Raw genomic sequence first — 17339 nt, 5'->3', positions numbered from 1 at the left:
GTTTTTAGTTGAACAAATACCACACGATCCCGATGTTCAATCTGAAATCATATACCGGATAATGTGGAAATGCGTATGCTTTGTTATTGGAAATAACAGTCCCGATCTGCTGACCTTCTATGAAAAAGAACATTTTTTTCACTTTCATATTAATATAAATATCGGCAATAGGCTGTCCTCCAATTGAAAATGAATCTGCTCTTGGAAGAATATATTCGTTAAGAATAGGGAAATATTCTCTTGAAGCGAATTTAGAGAAGTAATATACTTTAACACCAGCCTGAATTTCTGCTGCTTTTTTAAACGCTTGTGTCTGGTAGAAGAAATTAGCTCTACCAACAAAGCTTGGTAACGGAAGTAGTTCTTTGTTAGTTAAAGTATTCTGGAAGTGTAATCTTGTATTCAAATGGAATTTATTGAAACTGAACGTCGCATCTCCTCCAATCTGAGAAATATTTACAGAATTATCACTTTGCTTCGGGTCTCCGTTGCTGTCAAAGTAAGTATAGTTATCGATCCTGAAGTAATTGGCAAAAATTTCAGTTTTAAACCATTTCAAGTTGATACTTCCTCCCACTTCCATGACAGATTGGTTCTTCGCATTTTCAAGATAATAGTTGAAATTGTTATAAACGGAAGTATTTAATAAGTAATTAAATGATGGATATGCACTTTGGAAATTCACCTTAGCATTAACGAAATAATCTTTAACAGGTTCAAATTTCAGATTGTTGGTTGTTTTCAGATAGCTTTTAAACTGGCTTCCGTTTGAGAATTCCAGGAATGAATTCAATTGAATTTTATCCCAAAGTTTTACCTGCAGATTTCCTACAGCACCAATTCTGTTTTCTTTAAGTTCATTTGGGAAAGGAAATCCATTATTAATAGACGCAATATCTGTTACCCCAAACTTAATGATCTGATAACGCACACCTGCATCCAGTTTGAATTTTTCATTATTAAAGATCAGGCTTACCGTATTGCTGAAATTTTCAGAATATTTTTTGGTTGTCAGCGGAAAGCCATTCACCAAATCTGTAGGAGCACTATACCAATATGCTTCAGGAGTTGTCTGGTTATAATAATATTTATTTCCCTGATGAGAAATAGTATGCCTTATACTGAAAGGAAACTTTTCAGCATTGAATGGAGTAAACTGGTGACTAAGATAGTATCTTCTGTAAGAAAACTGAGAGCTGGAAGAGGCTAAACTTACCTGAGCATTTTGTCTGTTGCTATAATTGCTGTCACCACTCTGAAACAGATTATCTTCAGTAATACCACCACTTTCCTGATTGTTTACATTCTGGTGAAGATAGTGGGCAAAAAGCTCATAATTCCCGCTTTTTGAAACATAGTGTCCAGAAAATAAGGTATTGTTATTCGCCGCTAATGAATTTCTGTAAAGTCCCTGAGAACGTAGCCCCATGTATTCAAGAGCAAAATTGAATCTCTTTCCTATATTCTGGGTATAAGTAGATTTCAGAGCTGCACCGTTACGCATTGCATTATGATAAATAAATGATGCGGTAGGTGTTTTTACGTCATAATACTTCACATCGTTGGCACCAATGATCATGTAAGATTTATTGGAAGGCAGTAAGGAAAGATTTTGCTCGTCGTTCACTTCAAAAATAAGAGGATTGAACCCCGAACCAATATTGGCAGGCTGTACTCTCCCAAAGTTATCTTTATTATTTTGCTGTGAAAAAATGTATGTTTTATCAAAAGTCATTACGGTATCAAAAACTTTCTTTTCAGAAAACTGAGTCTGATACTGGTAATCATTAATCGTAGGCTTGAAAATTTTCAGAGAATCTTTTTTCCCGGAGTCTATCACCAGCGTGTCTTGTTTTTTGGGTTGCTTCACATCGGCTTTATTTACGACCTGAGCCCTGGCTACAAAACTTAAAGAGAAGAGTATGAAAAGGATGTACTTCATTATTCATTATTGTACAGCAAAAATAAGAAATAAAAGGACATAAAAAACCCCACAGAAAATGTGGGGTCTAAGATATTTTGTTAGAAAAACTTTAGTTTTTCACTAAGACAAATTTATTACCACTGGAAGTACCCGCAGCACCTGAGAAAGTAAGTGCTGAGATATTTATGCCATTAGTACAGAAGTTAACGCTCCCTGTACCACTTACATTCATATTACCTGTAGTTCCACCGTAACTAAACGCCTCATTAGAAGCTACTGTAATGTTACCATTAGTTTGAACTGTTACAAGCATGTAAGATGTATTTGGATTGCTAATATAAGGATTGTTGGTTGACAATATCTTAAACTGATTAGCAGCAGGACCTGGCTGTATAGTAATTAGTGCTCCTGGTGAATAATCTTCCCAAGTATCTGTTACTACCTTATACGTTCCAGTGAAACCAGACATGTTAAATGGACATTCTAATGAATATTTCAATGTGTGAGTCTGATTGAATGTAGCATTAGCAACTGAAGGAGAAGAAATCTTAAAAGTAATTGTTTTTTGAGTTTCCTTAGCTCCACTTTCTAATAACTGTATTTTAAAGTTACCAACCTTTTGCCCTGCAGCAAGATTATCGGTTTTATTTAGAATCTTAAAATCTACACCTTCTACTGCTGTAGAATTAGCGGCATCAACAGCAATTTTTACTTCAGTATTTTGCTTTGCTTCACTTAAAGTGGTATATACTACTGCAACCTCTTTTGATGTTGTTCCTTTTACTACTGTTGCTTCAGAGCTTTCAGCACCAAAACTCACAAAATTATCACCATCATACACAGCATCATCTCTCTCTGAACAAGCAGAGATAATTAATGCAAAAATCGGAATACTTAAATATTTTAAAATTTTCATAGCTAAAATTCGCTTTTAATTAATATTAATAACCAGGGTTTTGTTGGATTTGAGGATTTAAATTAATCTCCTGAACAGGAATAGGTAAAGTATACTTATAGCTATTATTTGGAAGATTTGTAACCGTAACAACGTCATCCGTTTGGTTTCTATCCATGGTAACACCCGCAGCATTAGCCAATCTTTTTAAATCGATATATCTGTGCCCTTCTAAAGCAAGATCTACTCTTCTTTCTTTCAAAATATCAGCATAAGCAGCTGTTGATGAAGCATATACCGGAAGAGGAGCTGTTCCAGTAGTATTTCTTTTCGCTCTTACTTGTTGAATCAATGCTGCTGCACCTGCAAAATTGTTAGCTGCAGTTTCACATTCCGCTAAAATGAAATACATTTCTGATAATCTAAATACCTTCAAATCGTTTCTTGTAGCAGCACTTGTCTTACCGGGATATTTATCTATTACTAGTTGATCAGTATCCCTAGGAGAAGTACTTGTTAAATAATTAGGATCAATTATAGATGAAGGATCAATATACACTGTTCTTCTAATATCCCCTGGGGTTGTGTTAATAATATTAAACAGGTTTCTGCCTAAAGCCCACATTGGATTTCCGGTAATACTAGAACTGTTGGTATTCCATCTTGTTCCTATTGAACTTCCATTTCCTGTAGCCAATCTGTTTAATGCAAAAATAATTTCTCCCTCACTTGTATCATTCCACATATTTGGATATGCTGAAGCAGCAGTTAATGATAATCCAGAGTTAGATATTACATCCTGCGCATATTGTTTTGCCAAAACATAATTTCCTCTGTATAAATTAAATCTTGCAGCTACAGCATTTACAAACCTTTTATTGACATAATATCTATTTAAAGGAGTAGCCGGAGTAGTTGGATAAGGCAGAGTTGCATAAGAAGTTAAAATACTTCTAGCGTAATCTAAATCTGCCTCAATAAAATCATAAACATCTTGGTTCTTGCTTCTTGGAAGTTTTATATCAACTGCCGGTACATCTTTTAGAAGCAGAACTCCCAGACCATTAGGATCTTTCATATCCGGAGCAAAAAAAGTTTCCAATTGCAGGTAACAGAAAGCCCTTATCGCTCTCGCCTGAGCAACTACATAATTATATTGTTTTGTCTCTTCAGCATTAGCAGGCTTAATATTTGCAGCTCCTGCAAGTAACCTATTTACACGATTAATTACCAAATAATGTTGTGCCCAAATTCCAGTTGTTAATCCTGTAGTAGGATCTATAAAATAGCGGTGAATTTCATATTCCTGACCACCACTACCTGCTCCGGGTTTTACCTCATCAGTAAATACTGCAGAGAAATAAATATCATTATTAGTATCCATGTTGGCATACACAGATCCAACTAAATAATCGTTAAGATTTGATACGCTTGTAAATAAAGTTGCATCATCTAGCAATCCAGGCTGCTCTATATCAATAGCATCCTTACAACTGTTTAAAGTAAAACCGACTGACGATAGACATACTGCTATCACTAATGCTTTTTTATATATTTTATTCATTTTTTCTTTTTTTTTAAAAATCTACATTAACTCCTACAGAATATGTTTTTGGGTTTGGATACACGTTAAGTGAATACGTTGTGATAGGCTCCACATCAAAGCCTTTCCATCCTGTGAAAGTATATACGTTTTCAGCTTGTGCAAAAACTTTAATAGAGTTTACCGGCAAATTACCTAATACATTTTTGCTAAAAGTATATCCAACGCTTACATTCTTTAATCTAACAAAATCAGATTTGAAAAGGAATCTATCAGAAGAACCTTCTAGTGTTGCGTTCACAGCTGATAGGCTTGGTACTGTAGCATTTGGGTTATTGGGAGTCCAGGCATTCAACAAGTCAGAAGACACGTTAAGTCCAGAAGCAGCATAGGAAGGATTCATTACCCAAGAATATAGGTTATCATAGATATATCCTCCTTTCTGATAAGAAAATAATGCATCCACAAAGAACCCGTCATGTTGGAAATTAAATCCAAATCCACCCGTATATTTAGGCATAGGGCTTTTCCCTGTAAGTCTTCTATCACCTGCTGTTGGTGTTTGAGTTACATTTCCATTTTTATCTAAGAATAACTGTTCTCCGTTAGCAGGATTAACTCCTAAATAAGGATAAAGCTGCCATTGATCTGCAGGTCCTCCAACTCCGTCAACAAAATCACCTGTAAGATCATTCGCTTCCATACTTACAATCTTGTTAGAGTTATAACCAATATTTCCAAATACAGATAGTTTTGTATTGGCTTTTCTTAGTATATGAACTCTTAGGGATCCTTCAACCCCTTTATTATCCATAACACCATTGTTACCTCTTAAAGAACCTTGACCTGTAACATATGTTACCGGAATAGAGTTAAATAATCTTGAAGTTCTTTTTTGATAATAATCAAATGTACCTTCTACTAGCCCTTTATAATTAAAATCCACTCCAAAATCAAGTTGTTTTACCTCTTCCCATTTTAGATTCTTATTTCCTAGATTTGCCAAATAATATCCTGGTAAACTCTGGTAGGCAGGGGCACTAGTAGGATTTGGTCCGTTATAATCTAAGTATGAAGAAGGACCTACTGTTAGTACATTGGTATTATTAGCAACCGTAAATAAGTTCTGGTTACCTGTTGTTCCAAGGGAAGCTCTAAGTTTTAATAAATTGAACCCAGATCCTTCCATAAAGCTTTCTTTATCAATATTCCATCTTGCTGCTACTGACCAGAAAGTTTCCCATCTGTTATCTTTAGGGAATCTATATGAGCCATCTCTTCTTATAACACCTGATACACCATATTTTCCTTGGTAGTCATAATCTAGTGTACCAAAATATGCCAGCGTTCCTGCAGTCACTTTCAATGCACTTGCAGACGGTCGATAAAGGTTTGGTGTAGCCGGATTAAAAGGAACATACCCTGTTCCTGCACCGAATTCCCAAACTAAAGGATCAAGACCGTTCTGTTGTTGAGTATAACTCTGCCAGTTTACCTTAATATAATCTAGATAAGCAGCAGCAGTAATAGTATGATCCCCAAATGAATGGTTATATGTAATGTTTGTAGTTGTGTTAAAAGTTAAATCGTTTATCGTATTAAACTGCTCAAAACCACCGTATTTTGCTCCCTGACCTGCAGCTACTACTAAAGATAAGTAACCGTTTGCCGCTCTTGCAAATTGTCTTTGATAGTTTTTATAATCAACACCAGTTCTGTTTCCGATGCTTAAGTCTGATGTAAGTTTGTAGTTAGCACTTACGTTAGCTGTTAAGCTGGTTTCCGTAAACTGGTTTCTGATACCTCCCATGATGTTATCATAAAGAATGTACGCCCCGTTTCCGTTACCACTAGCTTGCCCGATCTGATTGAATAATCCCAATCCATTGGTAAATGTAGGCGCTGGTAAGTAAGGTGCAGAAAGCACAGTTCCGAATAGCGGGTTCTGTACTGTGTTTGCATTAATAGCAGTGTTGGTTTCGTCATCCAACTGATTTCTTTTTGAAAATCCTAACCCTAAGATTGCACCGAAAGTTAATCTTCCATCACTGCTTTTTCCGTTAAGGTTATTTCTTAAAGTAAATCTTTTAAAATCTGTTCCACGAATGTTACCTTCACTATCAACATATCCTAAAGAAACAAAATTACTTATATTTTCTCCACCTGCACTAACTGACAACGTATGCTGCTGGCTCATACCGACTCTAGAAAACAAATCTCTCCAGTCTGTATTAGTAGTGAAGTTATTTATATCATTTTGAGACATAGTGGATCCTTTTCCAGCTCCTGCATTCTTCTGAACCTGTAATAGTTCTCTTCCAGATGACATGTTGTAATCTGTTTTCGGCAGCACAGAAAAAGAAGTTAATGCATCATAGGAAATTCTAAGTTTTGAATTAAACTTACCTCCTTTAGTAGTTATTACTACAACTCCGTTAGCCGCTCTGTTTCCATAAATTGCAGTAGCCTGGGCATCCTTAAGAATACTGAATGTATCAATATCATTAGGGTTCAAGTTTCTAAACTGTGATCCCGATGTAATGATTCCATCAATAACATACAATGGATCTGTAGATCCATTTAGTGAACTAAGCCCTCTGATAATAATATTAAATTTACCAGATCCCGGAGAGCCGGATGCAGAGTTCGCTACAATACCAGGTGCTGTACCCTGTATAGAGTTAAGAACAGAAATATTAGGTCTATTTTCCAATGTTTCAGACCCAATGGTTACTGAAGAAGCACTAGATTTAGCCTTGGTAGATGTTTTGCTATAACCCAAGACAACAATTTCTTCAATTTTCTGTTCCTTGTCTTTTTTAGAACCTGTGGAGTCTTTTTGAGCAAATACTACCTGCCCTGTGAAAAATAACACACCAGCTGTCAGTACACGTAATTTAACATTCATATTAACAAATTTTAATATATTTAATGGGCAAATATGTTAATAAATATTAATATCCACAAATTAAACCTTTGTTTAAACTACGCTTTTTTTCGATATTTAATTTAAATTTTACACAAATCAAATAACATTCCCTAATGATAGACAGTTTTTATTATATAAAAACTATTTTCAGCGCGCTGTGAATCTATTTTAACAAATTATTAATAACATAAAAAAAATTATTTAGAATAATTATAAATTATGTCAATTCATAAATAAAACTTATAATTATAAAAAAGTGGTTTTCACTTATTTAGGAAATATTATTCAATTTAATTTTACATCATTACATTTCAAACAGCATAACAATGTGATTAACTCTTACTAACAAATCTCTAAATTGTTATTTATATAAAATACTTAATAAGTATAGATAATAAATCATAGTATTAATCATTTTTCACTAACTTTACCATTAATAACCATTTAAAAAATTAGCTTAAAATGAAAAAAGCATTATTTACCGCTCTATTTTTATCATTTGCATTTATGGAGGCACAACAGTCTTTAAATATTAATAATATAACCGGTAGTCAGTCTGTCTTTGAAAGTGTAGCATCAGGAACAGGAGCTCCTTTAAAATACGAAGATATACAAGGTTCACCATATCAATCACCACTTTTCCAAAAAGCTTCTGTTGGAGAAAAATATGGAAATATTGATGTAAGATATAATGCTTACACTGACGATATAGAGTTTTTAAACAATGGAAAAACAGAGGTTTTACCTAAACAAGATGATTTTTTCAGAATTGAAGTACTTCCATCTAAACAAGTTTTTGTATACTTAAAAAACAGTTCAGAGCCCAAAGGCTATCTTATCGAAATAGTAAAGGGTAAAAATTCAGTATACAAAAAGGAAAAAGTTATTTTTAAGGATGCCACTCCCGCTCCTAATACCTATCAAACTGGCAAGCCTGCCATGTTTGTAAAACAAGATCCTGTTTATTATATAAAAACAACTTCTGGAAATATAAGTAAAGTATCGTCGTTAAAAAAAATAACAGATCTATTTCCAGAAAAAGAAAAAGAGTATAATGTGTACATTAAATCTAATAATTTAAAATTCAATGATACTGATATAGCTAAACTAGTGAATTTTATCAATCAATAATTATACATTTAATTACTTTTAAATTTTATAAAAATCCGAGCACATTTAAATTGTACTCGGATTTTATATATTGAGTACTTTACATTTTAACAACCATTGATAATAAAAGAAAAAACCATCTCAGAAATAGAGATGGTTTTTTTATCACTCATGATCAATAGTTAGTGACCAATATAATTTATTATTTCAGTTTTTTCTTAACCGCTACTTCCTCGTATACTTCAAGAATATCTCCGATTTCGATATCGTTATAACCTTTCAGGTTCAGACCACATTCGTAGCCTTTTGTGACTTCTTTAACATCATCTTTGAAACGCTTCAAGCTTTCAAGTTCTCCGTCAAATTTCACGATACCGTCTCTTAGCAAACGTACTTTAGACTGTCTTGTTACTTTTCCGGTAAGAACCATACAACCTGCTATTGTTCCTACTTTAGAAATCTTGAATACCTCACGGATTTCAACGTTACCGATGACCTGCTCCTGAATTTCCGGAGAAAGCATTCCTTCCATTGCTTCTTTTACCTCATCAATTGCTTTATAGATGACAGAATACGTTCTGATCTCAATTTCTTCACGATCTGCAAGTTCTTTTGCATTGGCACCTGCTCTTACATTAAATCCAATAATAATTGCATCTGAGGCTGCTGCTAAGTTGATATCAGATTCAGTGATCTGACCTACACCTGAGTGAAGAATCTTAACACTGATTTCTTCTGTTGATAATCTTTGTAACTGATCGGAAAGAGCTTCCACAGAACCATCCACGTCTCCTTTAAGGATAATATTCAATTCTTTGAATTCTCCTAAGGCAATACGTCTACCCAATTCTTCAAGCGTCGTATGCTTCTTGGTTCTGATTGATAATTCTCTCTGTAACTGTTCTCTCTTATTGGCAATAGCTTTACCTTCACTTTCATCAGCATATACACGGAATTTATCCCCTGCAGTAGGCGCTCCGTCCAAACCTAAAATGGTTGCAGGAATTGACGGGCCTGCTTCTTTAAGATTTTTCCCTCTTTCATCAAGCAAAGCTTTTACTTTACCATGGTTTTTACCTGCTACCACATAATCTCCGACTCTTAAAGTTCCGGACTGTACCAACATAGTTGCCACATAACCTCTACCTTTATCTAAAGATGCTTCAATAACAACTCCATTTGCTGAACGGTCAGGATTAGCTTTTAACTCAAGCATTTCAGCCTGCAATAAAACCTTCTCCAATAATACGTCTACATTATTACCGAACTTAGCCGAGATCTCTTGTGCCTGAACATTTCCACCCCACTCTTCTACAAGAACCGGAGGATTCAAACCAGAAAGCTGTTGACGGATGTTGTCAGGGTTTGCGTTAGGCTTATCAACCTTATTGATTGCAATAATCATTGGAACCTGTGCAGCCTGTGCGTGGGCAATAGCTTCTTTTGTCTGTGGCATTACATCGTCATCGGCTGCAATTACAATAATTGCAATATCCGTGATCTGTGCCCCTCTTGCTCTCATCGCTGTAAAGGCTTCGTGACCAGGAGTATCTAAGAAAGTAATTCTCTGACCATTCTCCAATTTCACGTTATAAGCACCAATGTGCTGAGTAATTCCACCGGACTCACCAGCAATTACGTTTGTTTTTCTAATGTAATCCAGTAATGAAGTCTTACCGTGGTCAACGTGTCCCATTACAGTAACTACAGGAGCTCTTGATACAAGGCTTTCTTCTGTATCTACCTCATCTTCTGAATCTGTATCTTCAAGATCAGCATCTGAGAATTCGATTTTATATCCAAATTCATCTGCTACTAATAATAAAGTATCAGCCTCAAGTCTTTGGTTCATGGTAACCATTACCCCTAATGAGAAACAAGCAGAGATTACTTCAGTTGGAGAAACATTCATCAAACTTGCCAATTCACCTACTGTGATGAATTCTGTTACTTTAAGAGTTCTGTCTTGTGCTTCAAGCTCCTGCTGACGCTCATCCTGCTCTCTACGGAAGGTTCTTTTATCTTTTCTGTGTTTTGCAGATTTAGATTTACCTCCTTTATTAGTAAGTTTTTCTAGTGTTTCCTTGATCTGATTCTTAACTTGTTCATCAGTCAGTTCAACCGGCATAACTCTTTGACCAGGTCTGTTGTTCTGACCTCCTTTTTTGAAGCCACCACCTTGTCCCTGGCGGTTTCCACCACCCTGGTTATTTCCAAAACGGTTTCCACCCTGGCCACCCTGACCTTGAGGACGGTTTCCTTGGCCGCCCTGACCTTGACGGTTTCCACCTTGTCCACCGTTATTATGCTGACGGTTTCCTTGGCCCTGACCACCCTGGTTGTTATTTCCTGAGTTTTGATTATTCCCCTGACCTTGCTGGTTATTCTGGCCACCAGGTTTTTCAATTCTCTTTCTTTTCTTTTTTGCTCCGGCACCTGGTTTTGGCGCAAACTGGGTTAAGTCTATCTTTTCTCCAACGATCTTTGGACCATCAAGTTTCTGATAAACTGTTTCAATTTTCTGTGGTTCCTGAGATTCAGACTCAGTCTCTACTTTTGGAGTTTCTTCTTTTTTCTCCTCTGCAATCACTGGTTTTGGAGTTTCTTTTACCGGTTCTGCCGGTTTAACTTCTTCTTTTTTCTCCTCCATTTTTGGTTTGTCTTTTTTCACAGGTCTGTTTCTAGATTCTATTTGAGACAAATCAATCTTATCCAAAACCTTAAATTCCTGTTTTTCAGGCGCTACTTTAACTTCCGGCTGTTCTTCTTTCACGATTTCTTCTTTCTTTTCTTCAACCGGTGTCGCAACAGGAGCCACAGGAGCTTCTTCAACTTCAGGCTTCTTAGTTTCTAAGTCTATTTTACCTAAAATTCTAGTTTCTGGTTTATTTGCTTTAGCTCTTATCACTTCAGGGGTTTTCTTTTCTTCAATTTCCAGTTTTTCTTCCGGAACTTTAGTGATCACCACCTCATGGGAAGCCTTTCTCTGTTCGCCGTCTTTAGCAAACTCAGCTTCCAATGCAGAATATGCCGCTTCTTCCAATTGAGCGTTAGGATTGCTTTCAACCTCGAAACCCCTTGACTGTAAAAATTCTACTAATCTGGACATCGAAATGTTGAATTCCTTAACCGCTTTATTTAATCTAATTTTTGGCATTTATATTATTTACTGTTTTTTAATTTTTAAAATTAAAGTATTTCCTTTTTACTGTTTATTAAAATTTATTTAAATCTTAATCTTCAAATTCTTCTCTCAGAATACGTTTAACCTCTTCGATTGTTTCTTCTTCAAGGTCTACCATATTTAAAAGACTCTCAGTTTCTTTATCCAATACTGATTTTGCAGTCGTAAGTCCTACTTTCTTAAACTCATCCAAAATCCACTGCTCGATATCATCGTTAAATTCTTTCAATTCAACATCATCATCCTCGCTGGACTCTCTGTATACATCAATCTCATATCCTGTCAACCAAGAAGCCAGTCTGATATTCTGACCTTGTTTTCCGATAACTTTAGAAATTTCCTCAACCGGAGTATATACCAAAGCGTAGTTGGTCTCCTCATTGATTTCAATTTTGTTAATGGTAACGTTTCCTAATGCTCTCTTCACCAAGATCTCAGGGTTTTTAGACCACTGAATAACATCGATGTTTTCATTTCTCAACTCTCTTACAACGCCATGAATTCTGGATCCTTTTACTCCAACACAAGCTCCTACCGGATCAATTCTGTCATCATAAGCATCTACTGCGATCTTCGCCTTTTCACCAGGAATTCTTACTACCTTTTTCAAGATAATGGTACCGTCCTGGATCTCAGGAATTTCCAGCTCTAATAACTTCTCAAGGAATTTAGGTGCAGTTCTGGAAATAATAATCTGCGGTTTAGAACCTTTAAAATCTACTGTCTCAACAATAGCTCTGATATTCTCACCCTTTTTAAAGAAATCGGATGGGATCTGGTTTTCTTTCGGTAAAATAAATTCATTTCCTTCATCATCCAGCAAAATCACGTGTTTATGACGGATGTGGTGGATTTCCCCTACAACTATTTCCCCAATTTTATCTCTGAACTGTTCGTACAGCATTGCATTATTATGCTCCTGAAGTTTTGTAGCCAGAATCTGCTTCAGGGTAAGAATATTTCTTCTTCCCAACTGAGCAACAGGAATTTCCATTGTAAAGTCTTCCCCTACTTCGAAGGTAGGGTCTATCTTTTTCGCTTCAGAAATTTCAATTTCCAGGTCATCATCTTCAGACATTTCGTCCTCTACAATTGTTTTATTTAAAAATATCTGAAAATCTCCTTTATCCGGGTTTACAATCACGTCAAAATGATCATCTGAATCAAATCTCTTTCTTAAAAGAGTTTTCAGTGAATCTTCAATAATTGCCATAAGATCAATCTTACTGATCCCTTTTTCGTCTTTAAAATCACCAAAGGATTCAATCAACGCTATATTATCCATCTATTCTTTTTTCTTTTTAAAATTTAATTACTACTAATGCTTTTTTGATCTCAGAGTAAGGAATCTCTTTTTCCTCCTCTACATCTACTTTTCCTTTTCCGATATCTTTCGGCTTACGGTAACGCAAAACAAGTGTGATCTTCTCATCATCTACTTTTGACAATTCCCCTTCAATTTTAGAAGAATCCTCCAGCATCACCTCAATCTCTCTTCCAATGTTTTTACTGAACTGTCTTGGTGTGGACAATGGCTCACTCAGTCCGGCAGACATCACCTGAAGGCTGAAGTCGTGCTCTTCACGATCCATATTGAATTCTATTGCACGGCTCGCATCAAGGCAATCCTGCAAAGAAACTCCGTTATCACCATCTAAAATCACTGTAATATCATCCCCTGCAGAAATTTTAAGATCAATAAGAAACAGATCTTTTCTGGTCTCAAGGAATTCATTTAATAATTCTTCAATTCTTTTTCTAAACTCCATATATTTTTATCTTGATTTACAGTACGAAAAAAGGCTTTCTTCCGAAGCCTTCCCATTTTTTCCGTAAATCCATTGCAAATATAAGCTTTTTTTCTAAAAATGCAAAATTATCTTAAGTATCAAGCAAATAGCGTAAGATTCATTTACCATAAATTAAAAGAATATGTCCCGGGATTTTTATTACTTTTGTCTTTAGAATTTAAAAACATACATTTTGAATATAACGATTGTAGGAACAGGCTACGTAGGATTAGTTACAGGAACTACTCTGGCAGAGCTTGGCAATTCAGTATACTGTGTTGATATTGATGAAAAAAAAGTAGAAGGTATGAAAAACGGCATTGTTCCCATCTATGAGCCGAATCTTGAAGAAATGTTTTTGAGAAACATTCAGTCTGAAAGATTATTTTTCACAACCAATCTTAAAGAAGCTTTAGACAAAAGCGAAGTTATTTATCTGGCATTACCTACTCCTCCGGGAGAAGATGGGTCTGCAGATCTGTCTTACGTACTTAAGGTAGCTCAAGATATTGGTGAACTGATGACTGAATATAAAGTCATTGTCAATAAAAGTACTGTCCCTGTAGGAACTGCTGAAAGAGTAAGAGAAACGATCTCTTCCAGAACAGACATTCCTTTTGATGTGGTATCAAATCCTGAATTCTTAAGAGAAGGCTTTGCTGTTGAAGACTCTATGAACCCTTCGAGAGTAGTTGTAGGAGCCAGCTCAGAAAAAGCAAAAGACATTATGTCTAAAATCTACCAGCCTTTTACCAATACCGGGATTCCCATCATCTTTATGGATGAAAAATCATCGGAACTCACCAAGTACGCTGCCAATTCATTTTTGGCGGTAAAAATTACCTTTATGAATGAAATTGCCAACTACTGTGAAAAAGTAGGGGCAGATGTGGATAAGGTAAGACTTGGAATGGGTAGTGACGACAGAATTGGGCACAGATTTCTGTTTCCGGGAATCGGATATGGCGGGAGCTGTTTTCCTAAAGATGTAAAAGCACTTATAAAATCGGGGAAACAGGAAGATTTTAATTTCCAGATCCTGGAAGCAACTGAAAAGGTAAATACAAACCAGAAAGTAATTTTAGTATCTGAAATTGAAAAATATTTCGGAGGAAATATTGAAGGGAAGAAAATTGCCATGTGGGGACTTGCCTTTAAAGCCAATACAGATGACATCAGAGAAGCTTCATCTTTAGATAATATTGCTCTTTTATTGGAAAAAGGCGCAGAAATTGTAGCATATGACGCTGTTGCAGAAAGCAATGTTCAAAAACTTTTAGGTGATAAAATACAATACGCTAAAGGGATGTATGATGCACTGGAGAATGTAGACGCACTGTTTATTGCTACAGAATGGCCGGAATTCAAAAATCCGAATTTTGAACTTATGGCTAAAAAAATGAAAAACAAAGTCATTTTTGACGGTAGAAACATGTATCCATTGGAAATCCCTGAGCAAAACGGATTTCATTATAAAAGTATAGGAAGAAAGACCATCTCAAAATAAATCAATGAAAAACATTATCATTACAGGAGGTGCCGGATTCATCGGCTCCCATGTTGTAAGAGAATTTGTAAAAAACAATCCGGACACTACAATCATCAACCTTGATGCCCTCACCTACGCCGGAAATCTGGAAAACTTAAAGGACATAGAAAATGAACCTAATTATGTTTTCGAAAAAGCAGACATCACAAAACCTGAGGAGCTTAGACGTATTTTCGAAAAATACAAGCCGGATGCTGTTGTGCATTTAGCTGCAGAAAGTCATGTTGACAGAAGTATTACTGATCCGATGGCATTTATCAATACCAATGTAAACGGAACAGCAAATCTTCTGAACCTGTGTAAAGAGTTCTGGACATTAAATCCTGATCACACTCACGGCAGATTCCCGGATGAAAAAAGAACAAATCTTTTTTATCATGTTTCAACGGATGAAGTCTATGGAAGCTTAGGTGAAACAGGATTCTTTCTGGAAACAACACCATATGATCCCCAATCTCCATATTCTGCTTCAAAAGCTGCTTCTGACCATTTGGTAAGAGCTTATGGAAATACATATGGAATGCCATTCATCGTATCCAACTGTTCCAATAACTATGGACCTAATCATTTCCCGGAAAAACTGATTCCGCTTTGTATTTCGAATATCATCAATGAAAAACCTCTTCCAATTTATGGCGACGGAAAGTATACCAGAGACTGGTTATTTGTAATTGACCATGCAAGAGCAATTCATCAGATCTTTAAAGAAGCAAAAACCGGAGAAACTTATAATATCGGGGGCTTTAATGAGTGGCAGAATATTGATCTTGTAAAAGAACTGATCAAACAAATGGACGCTAAACTGGAAAGACCGGAAGGCTATTCTGAAAAACTGATTACTTTTGTAAAAGACAGACCGGGGCATGATAAACGTTACGCCATTGATGCAACAAAATTGAATAAAGATCTGGGATGGAAACCATCCGTGACTTTTGAAGAAGGACTGGGAAAAACCATTGACTGGTATCTTGAAAATAAGGAATGGCTGGAGCATGTAACAAGCGGAGATTATCAGAAATACTACGAGACTCAATATAATTAATCATGAAGCTGGTTTTTCTATTGCTATTTGTCATGTCTTCTCTTTTTAATGCTCAGGCACTCCCTCCGCCTCCGGCAATGGCAAACTCTTCACAGCAAAAGCTGATTGATGAGTTTATAGAAGTTTCCCATTATAAGGAAGCATTGATTAATTATGCAAAAGATTATCTGGAACTGAAAATGTTTGATTACAGTGTGGATCCGCCCAAAGAACTGATTACAAAGGAACAGGCAAGATCTATTATCAACGGTTTTAATTTTGATGAGTTTAAAATTTCACTATACAGCTCATTCTCTTTTATTCCGGAAAAAAATTTAAAAGAACTTATACAATTTCACAAAGGCATAGGAGGAAAATTATCCAAAGACAATTCGGTATTCCTCATAACTCCCACCATAGATTTAAATATTAAAAATCAAATGGATTATGCCATAGAAAACATACAAAAATAAAAGATGAAAGGAATAATATTAGCCGGAGGATCCGGAACAAGACTTTACCCTCTAACGATTGCAGTAAGCAAGCAGCTGATGCCTGTTTATGACAAACCTATGATCTATTATCCGCTTTCCACATTACTTTTGGCGGGAATCAAGGATATTCTGATCATCACTACCCCGCATGACCAGGAAGGTTTCATTAAACTTCTGGGCGATGGTTCTCAAATCGGGTGCAATATAGAATACGTTGTACAGCCAAGCCCTGATGGTTTGGCACAGGCTTTTATTTTGGGCGACCAGTTTATCGGCAGTGATTCTGCTGCATTAGTGCTGGGTGATAATATTTTTTACGGTTCTGAAATGGGAACTTTGCTGAAAAATAAAACCAACCCGGACGGAGGTGTTGTTTTTGCCTATCACGTGGCTGATCCTGAAAGATATGGTGTTGTAGAATTTGACAAAGATCTGAAAGCGGTTTCTATTGAAGAAAAACCTTTAAGCCCTAAATCAAATTACGCTGTACCCGGACTTTACTTTTATGATAACAATGTAGTCGAAATTGCCAAAAACATCAAACCTTCTGCAAGAGGCGAACTGGAAATTACCGATATTAACAATGTTTATTTGAAGAATGGAAAACTTGAGGTGGCTGTTCTTGACAGAGGTACCGCATGGCTGGATACAGGAACTTTTGACTCTCTTCATGATGCTTCAGAATTTGTAAGCGTTATTGAAAAAAGACAAGGATTTAAAATAGGCTGTATCGAAGAAATTGCATTCAGAAATAAATTCATTAATGAAGAAAAACTGCTTGAAACGGCTATCAAATATGGTAAAAGCGGATACGGTAAATACTTGAAACAGCTGGTAATAAAATAATAAATTCATCTACAAAAATCAAAAGCTATTTCTATAAAAATGTTAATAGCTTTT

The 17339-nt window shown here is 35.8% G+C and carries 12 protein-coding genes; 5 read left to right on the top strand and 7 right to left on the bottom strand.

The window, feature by feature from the left end:
* Window positions 1-4: 4 nt before the first annotated feature.
* The 4 genes from EL165_RS17875 to EL165_RS17860 all read right to left on the bottom strand — a co-directional run bounded on the left by EL165_RS17875 (window position 5) and on the right by EL165_RS17860 (window position 7270).
* On the bottom strand, window positions 5-1942 hold the full coding sequence (locus tag EL165_RS17875; RefSeq protein WP_002982974.1) for a putative porin: 1938 nt from the start codon (window positions 1940-1942) through the stop codon (window positions 5-7).
* A gap of 91 nt (window positions 1943-2033) precedes the next feature.
* Window positions 2034-2840 (bottom strand): DUF4843 domain-containing protein, encoded by an 807-nt coding sequence (locus tag EL165_RS17870; RefSeq protein WP_002982971.1) that lies wholly within the window; start codon window positions 2838-2840, stop codon window positions 2034-2036.
* 25 nt (window positions 2841-2865) lie between these two features.
* Complete coding sequence (locus EL165_RS17865) at window positions 2866-4383, bottom strand: RagB/SusD family nutrient uptake outer membrane protein (RefSeq protein WP_002982968.1); 1518 nt, start codon at window positions 4381-4383, stop codon at window positions 2866-2868.
* A gap of 13 nt (window positions 4384-4396) precedes the next feature.
* Window positions 4397-7270, bottom strand: coding sequence for a SusC/RagA family TonB-linked outer membrane protein (locus tag EL165_RS17860; protein WP_002982966.1), 2874 nt, complete (start codon window positions 7268-7270; stop codon window positions 4397-4399).
* 483 nt (window positions 7271-7753) lie between these two features.
* On the opposite strand from EL165_RS17860, the gene EL165_RS17855 reads away from it, so the two are divergent.
* Complete coding sequence (locus tag EL165_RS17855) at window positions 7754-8422, top strand: hypothetical protein (RefSeq protein ID WP_002982964.1); 669 nt, start codon at window positions 7754-7756, stop codon at window positions 8420-8422.
* Window positions 8423-8603: 181 nt separating this feature from the next.
* Here EL165_RS17855 and infB read toward each other — a convergent pair whose 3' ends face one another.
* From infB to rimP, 3 genes are all read right to left on the bottom strand, one after another.
* Entirely contained in the window at window positions 8604-11558 is a 2955-nt protein-coding gene (gene infB, locus EL165_RS17850; RefSeq protein WP_002982962.1) for a translation initiation factor IF-2, read from the bottom strand.
* A gap of 76 nt (window positions 11559-11634) precedes the next feature.
* Window positions 11635-12870, bottom strand: coding sequence for a transcription termination factor NusA (nusA, locus tag EL165_RS17845; RefSeq protein ID WP_002982960.1), 1236 nt, complete (start codon window positions 12868-12870; stop codon window positions 11635-11637).
* A gap of 16 nt (window positions 12871-12886) precedes the next feature.
* The gene (gene rimP, locus EL165_RS17840; RefSeq protein WP_002982957.1) at window positions 12887-13354 is read right to left on the bottom strand and encodes a ribosome assembly cofactor RimP; all 468 of its coding nucleotides are present in this window, start codon (window positions 13352-13354) and stop codon (window positions 12887-12889) included.
* A gap of 214 nt (window positions 13355-13568) precedes the next feature.
* On the opposite strand from rimP, the gene EL165_RS17835 reads away from it, so the two are divergent.
* From EL165_RS17835 to rfbA, 4 genes are read left to right on the top strand one after another with little or no spacing between them, the layout of a single operon-like run.
* Window positions 13569-14882, top strand: a complete 1314-nt coding sequence (locus EL165_RS17835) for a UDP-glucose dehydrogenase family protein (protein WP_002982953.1) — start codon at window positions 13569-13571, stop codon at window positions 14880-14882.
* Between the two features lie 4 nt (window positions 14883-14886).
* Window positions 14887-15966, top strand: a complete 1080-nt coding sequence (gene rfbB / locus EL165_RS17830) for a dTDP-glucose 4,6-dehydratase (protein WP_002982950.1) — start codon at window positions 14887-14889, stop codon at window positions 15964-15966.
* A 2-nt stretch (window positions 15967-15968) separates the two neighbouring features.
* Window positions 15969-16418: a hypothetical protein gene (locus tag EL165_RS17825; protein ID WP_002982947.1), complete on the top strand. Its 450-nt coding sequence runs from the start codon at window positions 15969-15971 to the stop codon at window positions 16416-16418.
* A 3-nt stretch (window positions 16419-16421) separates the two neighbouring features.
* Complete coding sequence (gene rfbA / locus EL165_RS17820) at window positions 16422-17285, top strand: glucose-1-phosphate thymidylyltransferase RfbA (RefSeq protein ID WP_002982944.1); 864 nt, start codon at window positions 16422-16424, stop codon at window positions 17283-17285.
* The last annotated feature ends 54 nt before the right edge of the window (window positions 17286-17339 follow it).

This window comes from Chryseobacterium gleum (assembly GCF_900636535.1).
Taxonomy (GTDB): Bacteria; Bacteroidota; Bacteroidia; order Flavobacteriales; family Weeksellaceae; genus Chryseobacterium; species Chryseobacterium gleum.
Note: the sequence above shows the minus strand (reverse complement) of the source record. Positions and strands in the feature narration are given on the sequence as shown.

What these genes read in the sequence shown, in the direction of transcription:
- EL165_RS17875 (WP_002982974.1), bottom strand. Translation starts at nt 1,942, where the DNA reads ATGAAGTACATCCTTTTCATACTCTTCTCTTTAAGTTTTGTAGCCAGG.
- EL165_RS17870 (WP_002982971.1), bottom strand. Translation starts at nt 2,840, where the DNA reads ATGAAAATTTTAAAATATTTAAGTATTCCGATTTTTGCATTAATTATC.
- EL165_RS17865 (WP_002982968.1), bottom strand. Translation starts at nt 4,383, where the DNA reads ATGAATAAAATATATAAAAAAGCATTAGTGATAGCAGTATGTCTATCG.
- EL165_RS17860 (WP_002982966.1), bottom strand. Translation starts at nt 7,270, where the DNA reads ATGAATGTTAAATTACGTGTACTGACAGCTGGTGTGTTATTTTTCACA.
- EL165_RS17855 (WP_002982964.1), top strand. Translation starts at nt 7,754, where the DNA reads ATGAAAAAAGCATTATTTACCGCTCTATTTTTATCATTTGCATTTATG.
- infB (WP_002982962.1), bottom strand. Translation starts at nt 11,558, where the DNA reads ATGCCAAAAATTAGATTAAATAAAGCGGTTAAGGAATTCAACATTTCG.
- nusA (WP_002982960.1), bottom strand. Translation starts at nt 12,870, where the DNA reads ATGGATAATATAGCGTTGATTGAATCCTTTGGTGATTTTAAAGACGAA.
- rimP (WP_002982957.1), bottom strand. Translation starts at nt 13,354, where the DNA reads ATGGAGTTTAGAAAAAGAATTGAAGAATTATTAAATGAATTCCTTGAG.
- rfbB (WP_002982950.1), top strand. Translation starts at nt 14,887, where the DNA reads ATGAAAAACATTATCATTACAGGAGGTGCCGGATTCATCGGCTCCCAT.
- EL165_RS17825 (WP_002982947.1), top strand. Translation starts at nt 15,969, where the DNA reads ATGAAGCTGGTTTTTCTATTGCTATTTGTCATGTCTTCTCTTTTTAAT.
- rfbA (WP_002982944.1), top strand. Translation starts at nt 16,422, where the DNA reads ATGAAAGGAATAATATTAGCCGGAGGATCCGGAACAAGACTTTACCCT.